Annotated in this window: 16 protein-coding genes; 9 read left to right on the top strand and 7 right to left on the bottom strand. The window is 63.8% G+C overall.

Translation table 11 applies throughout. From position 1 onward, the window contains the following. A partial coding sequence (locus HP547_RS15645) for a metalloregulator ArsR/SmtB family transcription factor (RefSeq protein ID WP_172286756.1) occupies positions 1-480 on the bottom strand: 480 nt, incomplete at its 3' end. A 229-nt stretch (positions 481-709) separates the two neighbouring features. Between HP547_RS15645 and tkt the strand changes: the two genes are divergently transcribed. From tkt to HP547_RS15600, 9 genes are all read left to right on the top strand, one after another. After that, positions 710-2,707 (top strand): transketolase, encoded by a 1,998-nt coding sequence (gene tkt, locus HP547_RS15640; RefSeq protein ID WP_172286755.1) that lies wholly within the window; start codon positions 710-712, stop codon positions 2,705-2,707. Positions 2,708-2,898: 191 nt separating this feature from the next. Then, positions 2,899-3,960 (top strand): erythrose-4-phosphate dehydrogenase, encoded by a 1,062-nt coding sequence (gene epd, locus HP547_RS15635; RefSeq protein ID WP_172227282.1) that lies wholly within the window; start codon positions 2,899-2,901, stop codon positions 3,958-3,960. Between the two features lie 12 nt (positions 3,961-3,972). Further along, positions 3,973-5,136, top strand: coding sequence for a phosphoglycerate kinase (locus HP547_RS15630; RefSeq protein ID WP_172286754.1), 1,164 nt, complete (start codon positions 3,973-3,975; stop codon positions 5,134-5,136). Further along, positions 5,136-5,387 carry a hypothetical protein gene (locus tag HP547_RS15625; RefSeq protein WP_172227278.1) on the top strand — a complete coding sequence of 84 codons (252 nt, stop codon included), beginning with the start codon at positions 5,136-5,138 and terminating at the stop codon, positions 5,385-5,387. The genes HP547_RS15630 and HP547_RS15625 overlap by 1 nt, the downstream gene beginning before the upstream one ends. A 177-nt stretch (positions 5,388-5,564) precedes the next feature. Next, positions 5,565-5,894, top strand: a complete 330-nt coding sequence (locus HP547_RS15620) for an MliC family protein (protein ID WP_172227276.1) — start codon at positions 5,565-5,567, stop codon at positions 5,892-5,894. A gap of 100 nt (positions 5,895-5,994) precedes the next feature. After that, entirely contained in the window at positions 5,995-7,059 is a 1,065-nt protein-coding gene (gene fba, locus HP547_RS15615; RefSeq protein ID WP_172227274.1) for a class II fructose-bisphosphate aldolase, read from the top strand. A gap of 216 nt (positions 7,060-7,275) precedes the next feature. Then, complete coding sequence (locus HP547_RS15610) at positions 7,276-9,402, top strand: bifunctional diguanylate cyclase/phosphodiesterase (protein ID WP_172286753.1); 2,127 nt, start codon at positions 7,276-7,278, stop codon at positions 9,400-9,402. Between the two features lie 39 nt (positions 9,403-9,441). Beyond that, positions 9,442-9,942, top strand: a complete 501-nt coding sequence (locus HP547_RS15605; protein WP_172286752.1) for a M48 family metallopeptidase — start codon at positions 9,442-9,444, stop codon at positions 9,940-9,942. A gap of 12 nt (positions 9,943-9,954) precedes the next feature. Next, on the top strand, positions 9,955-10,251 hold the full coding sequence (locus HP547_RS15600; protein ID WP_003249396.1) for a helix-turn-helix domain-containing protein: 297 nt from the start codon (positions 9,955-9,957) through the stop codon (positions 10,249-10,251). A 53-nt stretch (positions 10,252-10,304) separates the two neighbouring features. Here HP547_RS15600 and HP547_RS15595 read toward each other — a convergent pair whose 3' ends face one another. From HP547_RS15595 to HP547_RS15570, 6 genes are all read right to left on the bottom strand, one after another. Further along, positions 10,305-10,757, bottom strand: a complete 453-nt coding sequence (locus HP547_RS15595; RefSeq protein ID WP_172227268.1) for a GNAT family N-acetyltransferase — start codon at positions 10,755-10,757, stop codon at positions 10,305-10,307. Positions 10,758-10,848: 91 nt separating this feature from the next. Next, a complete protein-coding gene (gene yccS, locus HP547_RS15590) occupies positions 10,849-13,032 on the bottom strand; it encodes a YccS family putative transporter (protein WP_172227266.1) in 2,184 nt (727 codons plus the stop codon). Between the two features lie 83 nt (positions 13,033-13,115). Continuing rightward, entirely contained in the window at positions 13,116-14,297 is a 1,182-nt protein-coding gene (locus tag HP547_RS15585; protein WP_172286751.1) for an aminoacetone oxidase family FAD-binding enzyme, read from the bottom strand. A gap of 128 nt (positions 14,298-14,425) precedes the next feature. Next, positions 14,426-15,763 carry an ATP-dependent RNA helicase DbpA gene (gene dbpA / locus HP547_RS15580; RefSeq protein ID WP_256676351.1) on the bottom strand — a complete coding sequence of 446 codons (1,338 nt, stop codon included), beginning with the start codon at positions 15,761-15,763 and terminating at the stop codon, positions 14,426-14,428. A 113-nt stretch (positions 15,764-15,876) separates the two neighbouring features. Further along, positions 15,877-17,304, bottom strand: a complete 1,428-nt coding sequence (gene mdtD / locus HP547_RS15575) for a multidrug transporter subunit MdtD (RefSeq protein WP_172286750.1) — start codon at positions 17,302-17,304, stop codon at positions 15,877-15,879. A gap of 137 nt (positions 17,305-17,441) precedes the next feature. Further along, positions 17,442-18,008 (bottom strand): metallopeptidase TldD-related protein (locus HP547_RS15570; RefSeq protein WP_256676350.1); only part of this gene is annotated, 567 nt, incomplete at its 5' end.

Here is an 18,008-nt window from a genome sequence, read left to right as displayed (position 1 = left end):
CAGCTTGTCGAGCAGTGCCAGCAGGCTTTCGCGGTACTGCGGCAGGCCGGCAATAAGGTCTTGCTGGGCGCGAAACTTTTCTTCCACGCGCAAGAAGAAGTCCTGGCTGGTTACCGCGCGGCGCTGCTGCACCTGGGCGATCCGCGCCTGCACGTCCGGCGGCAGCGTCAGGCCGTCGACCTCTTCAAGCAACGCCGCATGCAGCCGGCCGCCCAGGCGCAGGCTGTCGGGCAGGGCGCGGCGGTAGAAGATGGCATTGCCTTCGCGGCGGGTCGCTACCAGCTCTGCCTGGGCCAGCACCTTCAGGTGGTGGCTCATGCCTGACTGGCCTACGTCGAATATCTGCGCCAGCTCCAGCACGCCGAACGAATCGTTGGCCAGGGCGCGCAGTACGTTCAGGCGCAACTCGTCGCCACTGGCCTTGCACAGGGCAGCCAGTGTTTCGCGTTGCTCGGGAATGGATTGCGCACGGAGGTTCATGGGGCGGCAGTCTAGACAGGCATCGATGCCCTAGCAAGGCCAATATCAAAAAGTTTTGATATTGAGTGATGGACGGGCCGTTTCACCCGGTTTTGCCCCGAATTGAATGCCAATCACAGGAAAATCCCCCGACTGCGACCATACGTCATTGCCCCCGGCACCCCCAGTGGGCGAAAATAGCCGCCTTTTTCGTGACACCACCTATTCAAGCCCCCCCAGGAGACCAGCGATGCCCAGCCGTCGTGAACGTGCCAACGCCATTCGCGCCCTCAGCATGGATGCCGTGCAAAAGGCTAATAGCGGCCACCCAGGTGCCCCAATGGGCATGGCGGATATCGCCGAAGTACTGTGGCGTGACTACCTGAAGCACAACCCGAGCAACCCACATTTCGCCGACCGTGACCGCTTCGTGCTGTCCAACGGCCACGGCTCGATGCTGATCTACTCGCTGCTGCACCTGACCGGCTACGACCTGTCGATCGACGACCTCAAGGCCTTCCGCCAGCTGCACAGCCGCACCCCGGGCCACCCGGAGCTCGGTTACACCCCAGGCGTGGAGACCACCACCGGCCCGCTGGGCCAGGGCCTGGCCAACGCCGTGGGCTTCGCCCTGGCGGAAAAGGTACTGGCTGCCCAGTTCAACCGTGACGGCCACGACATCGTCGACCACAACACTTATGTGTTCCTCGGCGACGGCTGCATGATGGAAGGCATCTCCCACGAAGTCGCCTCGCTGGCCGGCACCCTGGGCCTGAACAAGCTGGTCGCCTTCTACGACGACAACGGCATCTCCATCGACGGTGAAGTGCATGGCTGGTTCACCGACAACACCCCGGCGCGCTTCGAAGCCTACAACTGGCAGGTGATCCGCAACGTCGACGGCCACGATGCCGAAGAAATCAAGATGGCCATCGAGACGGCGCGCAAGAGCGACCGCCCGACCCTGATCTGCTGCAAGACCATCATCGGCTTCGGTTCGCCGAACAAGCAGGGCAAGGAAGACTGCCACGGCGCACCGCTGGGCAATGACGAAATCGCCCTGGCCCGTAAAGAACTGAACTGGAACCACGGCCCGTTCGAAATCCCGGCCGACATTTATGCCGAATGGGATGCCAAGGCCGCCGGTGCCAAGGCCGAAGCCGACTGGAACCAGCGTTTCGACGCCTACGCCAAGGCCTACCCGGAGTTGGCTGCCGAGTTCAAGCGCCGTGACAGCGGCGAGCTGCCGGCCGACTTCAGCGAAAAGGCCCAGGCCTACATCAACGAAGTGGCTGCCAAAGGCGAAACCATCGCCAGCCGTAAAGCCAGCCAGAACGCCCTCAATGCGTTCGGCCCGCTGCTGCCTGAGTTCCTCGGTGGTTCGGCTGACCTGGCCGGCTCCAACCTGACCCTGTGGAAGGGCTGCAAGGGCGTCGAAGCCAATGACGCCAGCGGCAACTACGTGTTCTACGGCGTGCGCGAGTTCGGCATGACCGCCATCATGAACGGCGTTGCCCTGCACGGTGGCCTGGTGCCTTACGGCGCGACCTTCCTGATGTTCATGGAATACGCCCGCAACGCCGTGCGCATGTCGGCACTGATGAAGCAGCGGGTGATCCACGTCTACACCCACGACTCCATCGGCCTGGGCGAAGACGGCCCGACTCACCAGCCGATCGAGCAGCTGACCAGCCTGCGCAGCACGCCGAACCTGGACACCTGGCGCCCGGCCGATGCGGTGGAATCTGCCGTGTCCTGGAAAAACGCCCTGGAGCGCAAGGACGGCCCATCGGCGCTGATCTTCTCGCGTCAGAACCTGCAGCACCAGCAGCGCGACGCCCAGCAGATCGCTGACATCAGCCGCGGCGGCTACGTGCTCAAGGACTGCGCTGGCGAGCCTGAGCTGATCCTGATCGCTACCGGTTCCGAAGTGGGCCTGGCTGTGCAGGCCTTCGACAAGCTGACCGAGCAGGGCCGCAAGGTACGCGTGGTCTCCATGCCGTGCACCAGCGTGTTCGATGCCCAGGACGCTGCCTACAAGCAGTCCGTGCTGCCGCTGGAAGTAGGCGCGCGCATCGCCATCGAAGCTGCCCATGCCGACTTCTGGTACAAGTACGTCGGTCTGGAAGGTCGTATCATCGGCATGACCACCTACGGTGAGTCGGCGCCGGCTTCGGCACTGTTCGAAGAGTTCGGCTTCACCCTGGAGAACATCCTCGGTACTGCCGAAGAGCTGCTGGAAGACTGATGTAACAAAGGAGGGCAGTGACGCCCTCCAGGTCGTGCAAAGGGAGGGCTTTGCCCTCCATCGCGACGCAAGGCCGCTCCTGCAGGGACCGCGCAACCCAAGATGGCGGTGCGGTCCCTGCAGGAGCGGCCTTGCGTCGCGATGGGCCGCAACGCGGCCCCAACAGCCATCATGCGTTAGCGAGCCAACGAATGCCCCACCTGCGTCCCTACAAAGTTGCACTCAACGGTTATGGCCGTATTGGCCGCTGTGTCCTGCGCGCGCTGTTCGAGCGGGGGGCAAAGGCCGGTTTCGAGATCGTCGCGCTGAACGACCTGGCCGACCAGGCCAGCCTGGAATACCTGACACGCTTCGACTCCACCCACGGGCGTTTCCCCGGTGAGGTGAGGGTGGACGGCGACTGTCTGCATATCAATGGCGACTGCGTGAAGGTAATGCGCAGTGCCACCCCCGAGGGTATCGACTGGGCCGCCCTCGACATCGACCTGGTGCTGGAGTGTTCCGGCGCCTACAACACCCGTGCCGATGGCCAGCGCTTCCTCGATGCCGGCGCGCCGCGGGTGCTGTTCTCCCAGCCCATGGCCAGCGAGGCCGACGTCGATGCCACCGTGGTCTACGGCATCAACCAGGCCTGCCTGACCGGCAGCGAGCGCCTGGTGTCCAACGCCTCGTGCACGACCAACTGCGGTGTGCCGCTGCTGCGCGTGCTGGACCAGGCATTCGGCATCGAGTACGTGCAGATCACCACCATCCACTCGGCGATGAACGACCAGCCGGTGATCGACGCTTACCACCACGAAGACCTGCGCCGCACGCGCTCGGCCTTCCAGTCGGTGATCCCGGTGTCCACTGGTCTGGCGCGCGGTATCGAGCGGCTGCTTCCGGAACTTGCCGGGCGAATCCAGGCCAAAGCGGTACGTGTACCCACCGTCAACGTTTCGTGCCTGGACATCACCCTGCAGACCGCCCGCGACACCAGCGCGGCAGAGGTCAACCAGGTGCTGCGCCAAGCGGCGCTGGAAGGCCCGCTGAAAGGCTTGCTGGCCTACACCGAACTGCCGCACGCCAGCTGTGATTTCAACCACGACCCGCATTCGGCCATCGTCGATGCCAGCCAGACCCGTGTTTCCGGCCCCCGCCTGGTGAACCTGCTGGCCTGGTTCGACAACGAATGGGGGTTCGCCAACCGTATGCTCGACGTCGCCGAACACTTTCTGCACGTCGTTCACCCAACCCGCAACAAACAGCCCTGAAGGACTGCATTCATGACCGTGTTGAAGATGACCGACCTCGACCTGCAAGGTAAGCGCGTACTGATCCGCGAAGACCTCAACGTGCCTGTGAAGGACGGTGTGGTAGCCAGCGATGCGCGTATCCTGGCAGCGCTGCCGACCATCAAGCTGGCCCTGGAGAAGGGCGCAGCGGTAATGGTCTGCTCGCACTTGGGCCGCCCGACTGAAGGCGAGTTCTCTGCCGAGAACAGCCTCAAGCCGGTTGCCGACTACCTGAGCAAGGCCCTGGGCCGCGAAGTGCCGCTGGTTGCCGACTACCTGGACGGTGTCGAGGTAAAGGCCGGTGACCTGGTGCTGTTCGAGAACGTGCGCTTCAACAAGGGCGAGAAAAAGAACGCCGACGAGCTGGCACAAAAGTACGCCGCCCTGTGCGACGTGTTCGTCATGGATGCTTTCGGTACCGCACACCGCGCCGAAGGCTCGACCCATGGTGTCGCCAAGTTCGCCAAGGTTGCCGCTGCCGGCCCGTTGCTGGCTGCCGAGCTGGACGCCCTGGGCAAGGCCCTGAAAGCCCCGGCCAAGCCGATGGCGGCCATCGTTGCCGGCTCCAAGGTTTCCACCAAGCTCGACGTGCTGAACAGCCTGAGCGCGGTCTGTGACCTGCTGATCGTGGGTGGTGGCATCGCCAATACCTTCCTGGCCGCTGCCGGCCACCCGGTTGGCAAGTCGCTGTACGAGCCAGACCTGGTCGACACCGCCAAGGCCATTGCGGCCAAGGTCAACGTACCGCTGCCGGTTGACGTGGTGGTTGCCAAGGAATTCGCTGAAAGCGCCGAAGCCACCGTCAAGGCCATTGCCGACGTTGCCGCAGACGACATGATCCTGGACATCGGCCCGCAGACCGCAGCCAACTTCGCCGAGCTGCTGAAGTCGTCTAAGACCGTTTTGTGGAACGGCCCGGTGGGCGTGTTCGAATTCGACCAGTTCGGCAATGGCACCAAGGTGCTGGCCAATGCCATCGCCGCCAGCGCGGCGTTCTCCATCGCCGGTGGCGGTGACACCCTGGCGGCCATCGACAAATATGGCGTCAGCAAGGATATCTCCTACATTTCTACCGGTGGTGGCGCCTTCCTCGAGTTCGTCGAGGGCAAGGTCCTGCCAGCGGTGGCAATCCTGGAAGAGCGGGCAAAGGCCTGATGACTTCGGCGCTTGGCAAAGGGAGTGGCCTGATGGTCAAGCAATTGCCTGTGATGATGCTGGCCGGCTTGCTGAGCGCTTGCGCCGGCAGCCCGGCCTCGGACGGCGACCCGTCGCACCCGCCCAAGGGCGGCTGCTACCAGTCCGAGTGGCAGGCCGAGACCGTGCCGGTCATCAGCAAGCGCGTGGGCCCGGAAGGCCTGGAAAAGTATGACGAAGACCACCAGCGCAAGGCGCCGGGTTGCCCTTGATCGGGTAGTCGGCAACCTGAAGGCTGATTTGTGGTCTTGGAAAGGGGGCCGCTATGCGGCCCATCGCCGGCAAGCCAGCTCCCACAGGTACAGCTTCTCTTGCAAGGATGTGCGGGGTCTGTGGGAGCTGGCTTGCCGGCGATGGGCTGCAAAGCAGCCCTGAATTGAGGAAACTGAATGAAAGCGCTTATGGCCGTAACGGCCCTGGCGACACTGGCAGGATGCTCACTGCTGCAGCCGGCGCAACCCGCCCCGGCAGACAACTGGACCCGTTGGGTCTGCGATACCCAGGCCGAAGTGCTGTGGCGCTTCGCCGACGCGCAACGCGACCAGGTCGACGTACGCCTTGGCGGCGGCGACCAGGTTTACCGGCTCAAGGCCGAGCCGGGTGCCTCGGGTGCGCTGTATAGCGATGGCATGCTGGCCTTCCACACCAAGGGCGAAGAAGGCCTGGTGTACTGGGTGGCAACCAACGATCTGATTGGGCGGGGCTGCAAGGCACCGTGACTGGCCGGGCCGCGAGGGTGGCCCACACTACTTGAACAGCAACCGCCCCTGCGGCAGGCTTGCACGAAACAGACGACGCTTGTCGGGAGAGAGATACACAATGGCACTCATTAGCATGCGCCAGATGCTGGACCACGCCGCCGAGTTCGGTTACGGCGTACCAGCTTTCAACGTCAACAACCTCGAGCAGATGCGCGCCATCATGGAAGCGGCCGACAAGACCGACTCTCCGGTGATCGTCCAGGCTTCGGCCGGTGCCCGCAAATACGCTGGCGCGCCGTTCCTGCGCCACCTGATCCTGGCTGCCATCGAAGAATTCCCGCACATCCCGGTGTGCATGCACCAGGACCACGGCACCAGCCCGGATGTCTGCCAGCGCTCGATCCAGCTGGGCTTCAGCTCGGTGATGATGGACGGCTCGCTGGGTGAAGACGGCAAGACCCCGACCGACTACGAGTACAACGTCCGCGTTACCCAGCAGACCGTCGCCATGGCGCACGCCTGCGGTGTTTCGGTTGAAGGCGAGCTGGGCTGCCTGGGTTCGCTGGAAACCGGCATGGCCGGTGAAGAAGACGGCATCGGCGCCGAAGGCGTGCTGGACCACAGCCAGATGCTGACCGACCCGGAAGAGGCCGCAGACTTCGTCAAGAAGACTCAGGTCGACGCCCTGGCGATCGCTATCGGTACCAGCCACGGTGCCTACAAGTTCACCAAGCCGCCAACCGGTGACATCCTGGCCATCGAGCGCATCAAGGAAATCCACAAGCGCATCCCCAACACCCACCTGGTGATGCACGGGTCCTCCTCGGTACCGCAAGAGTGGCTGGCGATCATCAACCAGTACGGCGGCGAGATCAAAGAGACCTACGGCGTACCGGTAGAAGAAATCGTCGAAGGCATCAAGTACGGCGTGCGCAAGGTCAACATCGACACCGACCTGCGCCTGGCCTCGACCGGTGCCATGCGCCGTCACATGGCGATGAACCCGAGCGAGTTCGACCCACGCAAGTTCTTCGCCGAAACCGTGAAGGCCATGCGTGACGTGTGCATCGCGCGTTATGAAGCCTTCGGCACTGCCGGCAACGCCTCGAAGATCAAGCCGATCTCCCTGGAAGGCATGTTCCAGCGCTATGCCAAAGGTGAGCTGGCCGCCAAGGTCAACTGATCCGCAGGCAACCCTGAAAAAACCCGCAGCGATGCGGGTTTTTTCATTTCTGGCGGCTACCACCTTGCGCTTTCTTTCCGCAGACCGACCGTTGGTCGGCTACCGTACAGTTAGCCACTGATAGCGTTCTGATTGCATTGCGTGTCGGCAGCTCAGGTCTAGAGTACTAAACGGATCCAACCGTATTTGAAGTCGGTCACATAATAGAGAAGCAGCATGGATGGCGCTCACCCTCAACCACAGCCACTGGATGGCAGCTCGATTCTTCTGGTAGTAGACGACTACCCTGAGAATCTCATCAGCATGCGGGCATTGCTGGCCCGGCAGGATTGGCAAGTGTTGACGGCAAGCTCGGGGATGGAAGCCTTGAGTGCGCTGCTCGAACACGATGTCGACCTGGTGTTGCTGGATGTACAAATGCCGGAAATGGACGGCTTTGAAGTCGCCCGGCTGATGCGTGGCAGCCAGCGCACTCGGCTGACACCGATCATATTCCTCACCGCCAACGAACAGTCTGAAGCGGCCGTGCTCAAAGGCTACGCCAGCGGCGCCGTGGACTACATGTTCAAGCCGTTCGACCCGCAAATACTCAAGCCCAAGGTTCAGGCACTGCTCGACCAGCAGCGCAACCGGCGCATGCTGCAGCGCCTGACGCGTGAGCTGGAAGCGGCCAGGGCGTTCAACGCGTCAATCCTGGAAAACGCCGCCGAAGGCATCCTGGTAGTGGATGACAAGGGCATCATCGGCTTTGCCAACCCTGCCATTTCGCGCTTGCTGTCAGCGCCAGTGCAGCAGTTGCAGGGCGCCCACCTGCTCGACCTGGTGCAATTGGCCAGCGCCAGCCTGTGGCCAGAATCGGATTTCTACAAAGCCTATCTGGTTCGGCAGATTTTCCGCGTGCACGACGCCCAGCTGCGCACCGTGGCTGGCGAACTGGTGCCGGTGGCGTTGTCCTGCGCGCCGTTGCCGGCAGACCAGCAGGCCATGGTGGTGACCGTGCTGGACATGTCGGTAGTGCGCAACCTGCACCAGCAGCTTGAATACCAGGCCGTCACCGATCCGCTCACCGGCCTGCTCAACCGCCGCGGTTTCTACCAGGCCGCCGAGGGGGCGCTGCTGCGCAACGAGCGCTCGGACAAGGCACAGGCGCTGATGTACATGGATCTGGATGGCTTCAAGCGGATCAACGATTCGCTTGGCCACGATGCCGGCGACCGGGTACTGCGCTGGGTGGCCGAGCAGCTCAAGGACTGCCTGGGCAGCGATGCCCTGCTGGCGCGCATGGGTGGGGATGAGTTTACTGCGCTGTTCGACAGCCTGCCGTACCCGGAGCAGGCCGGGCGCTATGCCGAGCGTTTGCTCGAGCGTGTTTCCATCAGCCACGAAGTGGAAGGGCTGGATGTAACGCTCGGGGTCAGCATCGGCATCGCCACCTTCCCGGACTGCGGCGCCAATGTGGAAGGCCTGCTGCGGGCGGCGGATGCCGCGATGTATGCGGCCAAGCAGGCCGGTCGCCAGCAGTACCGCTTCTATGATCAGGAGCTCAATGGCCGGGCGCGGTCGCGGCTGATGCTCGAAGACAGCGTGCGCGCCGCCATCGAGCAGCAGGACTTCACCCTGGTTTACCAACCGCAGGTGGGTTTCAACGATGGTCGTCTGCGTGGCTTCGAGGCCTTGCTGCGCTGGCAGCACCCCAGTGTTGGCGATGTGCCGCCGGGGTTGTTCATCCCCTTGCTCGAAGAAGCGCGCCTGATCAACCGCCTGGCCAGCTGGATCTACCGGCAGGGCGCAGCGCAGCGCCAGGCATGGTGCCAGCGCTTCCCGGCCGACCTGGTGCTGGGCATCAGCCTGAGCCGCGCGCAGTTCGTCATGCCCGGCCTGGTCGAGGAGTTGCAGCGGGTCATCCAGCTTTACCAGCTAGCCCCGACGCAGCTGGAAGTGGAAGTGGCAGAAACCTCGCTGATGTACAACATCGATGCGGCCGTGAAGCAGATACACCGCTTGCGCGAGTTGGGGGTAAGGGTGGCGCTGGATGATTTTGGCGCGGGTGACTGTTCGCTACGCATGCTACGTGACCTGCCAATCGATACCCTCAAGCTTGACCGCCATCTGGTTGCGCGACTGCCCGACTCGGCAGTGGATGCGGCGCTGGTGCGCAGCGTCATCGGCCTGTGTACCGACTATCACATCACGGTCATCGCCGAAGGCGTGGAAACCCCGGCCCAGGCGGCCTGGCTGAGGGCCAATGATTGCGAATACGTGCAAGGGTTTTTAGTGGCGCACCCGATGACTGCGGCAGATGCCAGCGGCTTCCCGGCGATTTTCCCCTGGCCACGGGCGTGATTGGCTAGAATCGGCATTCGTTACGCCGACTACAGTGCCATGACCGTACTCCGTTATTTGCAAGCCTACCCTCCGCACCTGCAGGCGCAGGTGCGGCAGATGATCGACAGCGACCGCCTGGGCGAATACCTGCAGCGCCGCTACCCAGACCGCCATGACGTGCAAAGCGACAAAGCGTTGTATGGCTATGCCCAGGACCTGCGCCAGCAGTACCTGCGCAGCGCGCCGAACCTGGACAAGGTGCTGTTCGACAGCCGCCTCGACCTGACCCATCGGGCCCTGGGCCTGAACACGGCGGTATCGCGGGTGCAGGGCGGCAAGCTCAAGGCCAAGAAGGAGATCCGCATTGCGTCGCTGTTCAAGGAGGCCGCGCCGCAGTTCTTGCGCATGATCGTGGTGCACGAGCTGGCACATCTGCGCGAGCGCGATCACAACAAGGCGTTCTACCAGCTCTGCCAGCACATGGAGCCGGACTACCACCAACTGGAATTCGACCTGCGCGTCTACCTGACCTATCGGGAGCTGCCGGGCAACCCCTAAGGAACATGCAGCATGGAAGTGAGCAAGACCAAGAGCAGCTTCTACCGCCGCCTGTACGTGGCCTGGCTGATCGACAGCCAGACCGCGACCAGCGTGCCAGCCCTGATGGAGGCCACCGGCATGCCACGGCGCACCGCCCAGGACACTATCGCGGCGCTAGCCGACCTGGATATCGTCTGCGAGTTCGAGCAGCAGGAAGGCGCGCGCAACCACGCCGGGCATTACCGCATTCATGACTGGGGTGCGATCGACAAGCAGTGGATCATCCGCCATCTGCGGCAGATACGCGAAGTGCTGGGCTACCCCTGAGGTTTATGGGAGCTGGCTTGCCGGCGAAAGGGGTGCAAAGCACCCCCGGCAATTCAGCCTTTGCGCATGCCGATATGTGGAATGTCATCTTCAAGGTATTCCTCACCCGCCACCACAAACCCATGCCTGGCATAAAACGCCTGCAAATGCGCCTGCGCCGACAGATAAACCGGTACTCCCGGCCAGCAATGCTCCGCCGCCTCCAGCGCCTTCGACAGCAACGTGTGCCCCAGCTTCAGCCCTCGCGCCGCAGGTGAAGTCACTACCCGCCCGATCACCACATCCCCGCCCTGGGATTGCGGATCGAGCAAACGCAGGTAAGCCACCAGTTTGTCTTCCTGCCACGCCATGAGGTGCAGGGTGTCGCCGCTCAGGTCCTGGCCATCGACGTCCTGATAGGCGCAGCGCTGCTCGACCACGAACACTTCGGTACGCAATTGCAGAATGGCGTAGAGCTGATCTTTGCCAAGGTCGGTGTGGTGCTTGCAGAGCCAGTCGATGGACACAGGCGCGAACTCCTTGAATGAGACCTCGATCATCGCATGTCGAATGCATTTGGCCAAAATAGAGGCTGAAAAGCACAGACCCCGCGAAAAATCAGGCGGGCGGGCTCTCTTTGATCAAGTGCCCCGCCAAGGTACGCAGCGGCCCCAACTGCCGGCAGATCAACGCCAGCTGGGTCTGCACCAGCCGCTGATGTTCATCCAGTTCTTCCGGCATCTGTTCCAGGGCATTGGCCAGCGCCTCCTCGGCATCGCTATGAATCGCCACCGGCAGCCGTGCGGCCAGGCCGTTGGCAATCTCGTCCAGACTGTTGGCCAGGCTTTGCCCTGCACCTTCGATCAATTGCTCCTGCACCTGCGCGGGCAACGCCATATCGCGGTGCGCACCCAGCCCCGACAGATAGCTGAGCAAGGTGTGCGACAGCACCAGGAAGCGGAAGCCGACGTCGGCTTCCTTGCGGAAGTGCCCAGGCTCCATCAGCATGTTGGCCAGGGTGGTGGACAGCGCCGCATCGGCGTTGTGGGCGTTGCGCCGGGCCAGGCGGTAGGCCAGGTCGTCGCGCTTGCCGTGGGCGTACTGCTGCATGATCTGCCGCAGATAGACGCTGGCGCAGGCCAGGGTATTGGCCAGTGCCTTGTTCAACCGCCGCCCCTGCCAGTCGGGCAGGAACAGGAACACCGCGAGGATGGCGATCAGGCTGCCGACCAAGGTATCGAACAGGCGCGGCAGGAACAGGCCATAGCCATCGCCGATCTGGTTGAAGCAGAACAGCACCATCAAAGTGATCGCGGCCGTGGCCAGGGTGTAGCGGGTGGTGCGGTTGACGAAGAACACCACCCCGGCGACCACGGCAAACAGCGACTGGATGACCGGGTTGGGGAACAGGTCGAACAGCGCCCAGCCCACCGTCAGGCCGACTGCGGTACCGAAAATGCGCTGCACCAGCTTGCGCCGGGTTGCACCGTAGTTGGGCTGGCACACGAACAGCGTGGTGAGGATGATCCAGTAGCCCTGGGTGGGGTGAATCAGGTGCACCATGCCGTAGCCGATCGACAACGCCAGCGGCAGGCGCAAGGCGTGGCGGAACAGCAGCGAGGTCGGTGTGAGCTGGGTGCGCAGGCGCGTCCACACATCCTTCAGCGAGCGTGGCGAACGGTCGAGCAGGCTGCTGTCGCTGGCATCGGCCAGGCTGTCGGGGTTGCTGGCAGCGCTGAGCAGGCGGTCCAGCGTGGCCAGGTTGGCGGCCAGCGCCCGCAGCGAGCGTAGCAGGCTGCGCCAGGCCGGGTTGTTCTGGTTGCGCAGGTGCTCCAGCGACGCGTTGAGGTCCTCGAGTGCTTCGGTAAAGCCGCTGGCGAGTACGAACGGCTGGCGCAAGCGGATAGAGCGGGCCAGTTCCTGGCAGGATGAGCCCTGCTTGCGCAGCAGGCGCTGGCAGCGGAACATCACGTCGCTGTGGAAGAACGCCTCGGTCAGGGCGTTGTAGGGGTAGTGCGAGGCACTGACCCGCTCGTGGATATCCTGGGCCAGGAAGTACAGCTTGAGGTAGCGGCTGACCTTGGAGTTGGGCTGGCTGTTGCCGACCCGGTGCAGGATGATTTCCTTGGCGGCGTTGAGCGCCGCCACCACCTTGCCATTCTGCTGGGCCAGTTCCAGGCGCCGGGCCTCCAGGTCGAGGGTGCGGATGGGTTCGAACAGGCTGGCCTTGAGCTTGAGGTAGCGGCCCAGTTCGAAAAACAGCTTGGCAAGGCTCTGTTGCACCGGCTGGTTGGAGAACAGCGCCTGCCACAGCACCGACAGCAGCCCGTACCAGGCCGCACCTGCCACCAACAGCATCGGCTCGTGCCAGAAGTCCGTTACCTGGCCACCGCGCTGGTCCACGCCGATCATGGTGTACACCGCCGTGATCAGCGTTGCCGAGGCGATCGCGCCATAACGTTCGCCCAGGGCGCCGAGCATGGTCAGCCCGAACGCCGCCAGGGCCAGGGCGATGGCGAAGATCCAGGGGTAGGGGAACAGCAGTTCGACGGCCAGTGCAGCGATGGCGAAGCACACCAGGGTAACGGCCAGGGCGCTGAGGCGGCCCTGCCAGCTGTCGTCGGTTTCGGCCAGGGCGCTGGCGATGATGCCGAGGAACAGCGGAATCAGCAGGGCCATCTCGTTCTGGTACCAGCACAGGGCCAGGCTGCCGGTGAGGGCGATGGTGACCCGGATGCTGTAGCTGAACTTGTCTTGGCCCCACAGGCGACGCAGTGACTGACGGAACGAGCTCGATGACATGATGGCCTGCTAGGCAGTGAGCGAATGAATGCATTGCAGCACGGCCAGCAAGAAGCGTTCCGTGCTGCTGAATGGATTCTACTCTACACGAACTGCGCTGCGGCGTTGGCCGATGCCCAGGCCCACTGGAAGTTGAAACCGCCCAGGTGGCCGGTCACGTCCAGCACTTCACCGATGAAGTACAGCCCGGGGCTCTTCAGTGATTCCATGGTCTTGGACGACACTTCGCGGGTGTCGACCCCTCCCAGCGTCACCTCGGCGGTGCGGTAGCCTTCGGTGCCGGCCGGCACCACCTGCCAGTTCGCCAGCTTTTCGGCGATCTGGGCCAGCTCTGCCGGGGTGTACTGCTTCATGGGCCTGGACTCGAACCACTGCTCGGCCAGCAGGTTGGCCAGTTTGCGGGTAAAGACCTCGCCCAGCACGGTCTTCAGTTCGGCGTTGGCGCGTTCGGTTTGCATCTGTTGCAGCCAGGTCAGTGCGTCACGGTCCGGCAGCAGGTTGATCTCGACCGTGTCACCGGCTTCCCAGAACGACGAAATCTGCAGGATCGCCGGGCCGCTCAGACCGCGGTGGGTAAACAGCAGGTTCTCGCGGAAGCTGCTGCCATTGCAGCTGGCGGTGCAATCCAGCGAGGTGCCGGACAGCTCGGTGCACAATGCCTTGAGTTGGGGCTCGGTGATAGTGAAGGGCACCAGGCCGGCGCGGGTTGGCAGCAGTGTGTGGCCGAACTGGCGCGCGACCTGGTAGCCGAAGCCGGTGGCGCCTAGTGTCGGGATCGACAGGCCACCGGTGGCGATCACCAGCGACTGGCAGGCGAACTGGCCGCCGCTGGTCTGCAGCAGATAGCCGTTTGCGGTTTTCTCGATCTGCTCGATGCTGATTTGCATGCGGATCTCGGCACCGGCCTCGTCGCATTCGGCCAGCAGCATGTCGAGGATGTCACTGGCCTTGTTGTCGCAGAACAGCTGGCCGAGTTTCTTCTCGTGGTACGCCACGCCATGCTTGCACACCAGCTCGATGAAGTCCCACTGGGTGTAGCGGGCCAGGGCCGATTTGCAGAAGTGTGCATTGTGCGAAAGGAAGTTGGCCGGCTCGGTGTACATGTTGGTGAAGTTGCAGCGGCCGCCGCCGGACATGAGGATTTTCTTGCCCGGTTTGTTGGCGTGGTCGAGCAGCAGTACCCGGCGGCCACGGCGGGCGCTGAGCTGGGCGCACATCAGGCCGGCGGCGCCAGCGCCGAGGATGATCACGTCGGTGGAGTGCACGGTATGAACCTGTCTGGATTCGAATGTGGAATGCCGACCCTGTGGGAGCGGGTTTACCCGCGAATACGATGGCGCATGCACCATGGCTTTCGCGGGTGAACCCGCTCCCACAGGGTCACTGTCTGGGATTAAAGAATGCGGACTTTCAGGGCGCGGCCCTTGATCTTGCCGCTGTTCAGCCGCTGCATGGCCTGCTTGGCCAGCGCACGTTCCACGGCCACGAACGCCTGGAAGTCGAAGATGGCGATCTTGCCCACCTGCTTGCCCGGGATACCGGCATCACCGGTCAGCGCACCGAGGATGTCACCCGGGCGCAGCTTGTCCTTGCGCCCGGCTGCGATGCACAGCGTGGTCATCACCGGCAGCAGCGGCTCGCCGCCTTTGTTTTTCAGGCTGTCCAGTTGGTCCCAGCGCAACGGGCTCTTCTGCAGCTGTTCGATGGCCTGGGCACGGTGGCCTTCGGCCGGGGCCACCAGGCTGACCGCAATCCCTTTCTCGCCGGCACGACCGGTACGGCCCACGCGGTGCACGTGGATTTCCGCATCACGCGCCAGCTCCACGTTGAGGACCATGTCCAGGCCATCGATATCCAGGCCGCGCGCGGCTACGTCGGTGGCTACCAGCACCGAGCTGCTGCGGTTGGCGAACATGGTCAGTACCTGGTCGCGGTCACGCTGTTCCAGGTCGCCATGCAGGGCCTGGGCGACGATGCCCTTGGCGGTGAGGTGGGCAACCACGTCTTCGCACTGCTGCTTGGTGAAGCAGAACGCTACGCACGACTGCGGGCGGTAGTGGCCGAGCACGCGGGTGACGGCCTCCAGGCGCTGCTGCGGGTCGATCTCGATGAAGCTCTGCTCGATCTGGTTGTCGGCGTGCAGGCTCTCGACCTTCACTTGCTGCGGGTTGCGCATGAAGTCGGCGGCCAGCTGCTTGATGCCGGTTGGGTAGGTGGCCGAGAACAGCAGGGTCTGGCGGCGCGATGGGGTCTTGCCGATGATGCTGGCGATGGCGTCGAAAAAGCCCATGTCGAGCATGCGGTCGGCTTCGTCCAGCACCAGGGTGTTCAGGCCATCCAGCACCAGGGTGCCTTTGTCCAGGTGCTGCTGGATGCGCCCCGGGGTGCCGACGATGATGTGCGCACCGTGCTCCAGCGAGGCAATCTGCGGGCCCAGCGAAACGCCGCCGCACAGGGTCAGGATCTTGATGTTGTCCTCGGCCCGCGCCAGGCGGCGCAGCTCCTTGGCCACCTGGTCGGCGAGTTCGCGGGTAGGGCACAGCACCAAGGCCTGGCAGCCGAAGTAGCGCGGGTTGATCGGGTTGAGCAGGCCGATGCCGAAGGCGGCGGTCTTGCCGCTGCCGGTCTTGGCCTGGGCGATCAGGTCCTGGCCCTTGAGGATGACCGGCAGGCTCTGGGCCTGGATCGGCGTCATCGAGGCATAGCCAAGGGCGTCCAGGTTGGCCAGCATGGCGGCGGACAGCGGCAGAGTGGCAAAAGCGGTGGATTCGGTGGTCACGAGGCAGGCCTGCGTTGCGAAGCGAAAAAATGCCGCACAGTCTACCAGCCTCATGGCCATTCGCCCTACGACTCCATGTGTTGTTCCGGACGACGGGCACGCCTTCCGTCCGTCGGCGCCAGTTGCATGAAGATCGCTGCTGCCAGCATTGCCATCACGCCGATGGTGACGAAGGTCAGCTGAAACGCCCCCAGCGTGGTTTCCACGCCATCGGCGCTGCCGGCTGCAGTAAACCCGCCGAGCAACGCACCGGCGCAGGCCACACCGAGGCTGAGCGACAGCTGTGCGACCACCGACAGCAGGCTGTTGCCGCTGCTGGCGCTGGCGTCGTCAAGGTCGATCAGGGTCACCGTATTCATTGCCGTGAACTGCATGGAGTTGACCGCGCCGAGCAGGCCCAGCTGGATCAGTAGCACAGCATAGGGTGTCTGTTCGTCGACCAGGCCCAGGCTGGCCAGCAGCAGGCCCAGCAGCAGGGTGTTGCCGGTGAGGATGATGCGGTAGCCAAAGCGTTCGATCAGCGGCCTGGCGATGGATTTTGCGAGCATGGCAGCCGCCGCCAGCGGGATCATGCTCATGCCGGCCTGGGCCGGTGAATAGCCCAGCGCCACCTGCAGCAGTAGCGGCACCAGGAACGGCAGTGCGCCGCTGCCCAGGCGCGCGAACAGGTTGCCGAGGATGCCGATGGCGAAGGTGCGCACACGGAACAGGCTGGGCGAGAACAGCGGCTCCGGGTCGCGCCCGGCGCGCAGCCAGTAGGCGGCCAGGCAGGCCATGCCGGCAAACAGCAGCAACATCACGCGCAAGTGCGGCAGGTGCAGCTCGCCCAGGCCTTCCATGGCGATGGTGATCAGCACCATCGCCGCGCCGAAAAGCACAAAGCCAGGGCCGTCGAAGCTGGTGCGTTCGGCGCCGCGCAGGTCGGGGATGAACTTCCAGACCGCGTAGCAACCGATCAGACCGACCGGCAGGTTCAGCAAAAAGATCCAGTGCCAGGTGAGGATTTCCACCAGCCAGCCGCCAACCGTTGGCCCCAGCAATGGCCCGAGCAAGCCGGGAATGGTGATGAAACTCATGATCCGCACCAGCTCGCTACGCGGGTAGGCGCGCAGCACCACCAAACGCCCCACCGGCAACATCAGTGCACCGCCCAGGCCCTGCACCACCCGGGCGAAGATCAGAAAACCCAGGCTGTTGGCTGCAGCGCACAACAGCGAGCCGAAGCTGAACAGCAGGATGGCGCTGAAGAAGATGCGCTTGGTGCCGAAGCGGTCGGCGATCCAGCCCGAGGCGGGGATCAGCAGGGCCACGGTGAGCATGTAGGCGATGATCACGCCCTGCATGCGCAGCGGGTCTTCGGCCAGCGAGCGGGCCATGGCCGGCAGCGCGGTGTTGAGAATGGTGCCGTCCAGGGACTGCATGAAGAAGGCGATCGCCACCACCCAGGGGATCCAGCGGGCGGTGACAGGGTCCAGCGGAGTGCGTTCGGGCATGAGGAACCTCAATGTTCGGCATTGCCTGTACTGGCCTCATCGCCGGCAAGCCAGCTCCCACAGGATCACCACAGGCCCCGGACTGGGTGCGGTCCCTGTGGGAGCTGGCTTGCCGGCGATGAGGCCGGAATGGCCTATTACAATGTCAGGGTCAGGCCTTTGACCAGTGCCCCCGGCAAATGACTCGACCCGGTACTGCGCTGTCCATAGGTACTGGTCGACAGAATCATCTCGCGCTCCCGGGTCAGGTCTTCCAGCTGGCTGCCGAGCAAACTGTACAGGCTGTCATCGAAACGCATGGTGCTGACGGGCCCCTGGATCTGGCCATCCTCTACCCAGAAAGTGGCAAAACGGGTCAGCCCGGTCATGCGGGCTGCCGGCAAGTCGGAGTAGTTCAGGTACCACAGGTTGCTGATGTACAGCCCGCTGCCAAGCCGCTCGAGGATCTGCTCGCTGGGCAAGCTCCCCGGCGCCAGGCTGAGCGCGCAGGGCGACTCGTAGCTGTCGGCGCCATTGGCCAGCAGCTCGAACTCGGCGGCACTGCGCGCACTGGTCAACCGCTGCACAGCCTGGCCCTGCTGAATCAATGGCACATCCAGGCGTGGCGAGCCTTCATCGGAAAACGCCGGGCTCAACGAGCCGCTGACCTGCTCGGTGAAGCTTACCAGCGGGCTCAGTCGTGCATCGCCGTTGTACAGGCGCTG

Origin of the sequence: Pseudomonas sp. CM27 (genome assembly GCF_013179515.1) — a bacterium.
Classification (GTDB): Bacteria; Pseudomonadota; Gammaproteobacteria; order Pseudomonadales; family Pseudomonadaceae; genus Aquipseudomonas.
This window is presented reverse-complemented; position numbering and strand designations above follow the sequence as displayed.

Bases quoted from the DNA above. Each gene is read 5' to 3' on its own strand.
- tkt (WP_172286755.1), top strand. From the start codon at position 710: ATGCCCAGCCGTCGTGAACGTGCCAACGCCATTCGCGCCCTCAGCATG.
- epd (WP_172227282.1), top strand. From the start codon at position 2,899: ATGCCCCACCTGCGTCCCTACAAAGTTGCACTCAACGGTTATGGCCGT.
- HP547_RS15630 (WP_172286754.1), top strand. From the start codon at position 3,973: ATGACCGTGTTGAAGATGACCGACCTCGACCTGCAAGGTAAGCGCGTA.
- HP547_RS15625 (WP_172227278.1), top strand. From the start codon at position 5,136: ATGACTTCGGCGCTTGGCAAAGGGAGTGGCCTGATGGTCAAGCAATTG.
- HP547_RS15620 (WP_172227276.1), top strand. From the start codon at position 5,565: ATGAAAGCGCTTATGGCCGTAACGGCCCTGGCGACACTGGCAGGATGC.
- fba (WP_172227274.1), top strand. From the start codon at position 5,995: ATGGCACTCATTAGCATGCGCCAGATGCTGGACCACGCCGCCGAGTTC.
- HP547_RS15610 (WP_172286753.1), top strand. From the start codon at position 7,276: ATGGATGGCGCTCACCCTCAACCACAGCCACTGGATGGCAGCTCGATT.
- HP547_RS15605 (WP_172286752.1), top strand. From the start codon at position 9,442: ATGACCGTACTCCGTTATTTGCAAGCCTACCCTCCGCACCTGCAGGCG.
- HP547_RS15600 (WP_003249396.1), top strand. From the start codon at position 9,955: ATGGAAGTGAGCAAGACCAAGAGCAGCTTCTACCGCCGCCTGTACGTG.
- yccS (WP_172227266.1), bottom strand. From the start codon at position 13,032: ATGTCATCGAGCTCGTTCCGTCAGTCACTGCGTCGCCTGTGGGGCCAA.
- dbpA (WP_256676351.1), bottom strand. From the start codon at position 15,763: ATGCTGGCCAACCTGGACGCCCTTGGCTATGCCTCGATGACGCCGATC.
- mdtD (WP_172286750.1), bottom strand. From the start codon at position 17,304: ATGCCCGAACGCACTCCGCTGGACCCTGTCACCGCCCGCTGGATCCCC.